Genomic DNA, 290 nt, shown 5'->3' with positions numbered 1-290 from the left:
GCCTTGTATTTGCTGACGTAGAAGCTTCACGCAAAGGTTTACGTAAGTTTCCTAAGCAAAAGGGGCGCGGCAAAAAACGCAGTGCTTTGATCACAAAAGAGCTGTTTATGCTTGAGCCGTTAGGCGAAAGTAAAACGCTCTTAACCATCTTTGATAATGCGACCAAGAAACGGCAAAAGTTGTTTTCAATTCAACTGGATTACGTACCAGATCAACTTTGTAAACAGTTTAGGATCTCAAGATTAGGCAATAAGTTTACTTTCTCGGGTTCGTATAACGACGGTGTAGAC

1 protein-coding gene is annotated in these 290 nt (G+C 41.4%); it reads left to right on the top strand.

Going from position 1 to position 290, the window contains the following annotated elements:
- The coding region (locus AAEY78_RS12540; RefSeq protein ID WP_352339665.1) for a hypothetical protein at positions 1–290 on the top strand (290 nt) is incomplete at both ends.

Origin of the sequence: Psychrobacter sp. 16-MNA-CIBAN-0192 (assembly GCF_040309565.1) — a bacterium.
Classification (GTDB): domain Bacteria; phylum Pseudomonadota; class Gammaproteobacteria; order Pseudomonadales; family Moraxellaceae; genus Psychrobacter.
This window is presented reverse-complemented; position numbering and strand designations above follow the sequence as displayed.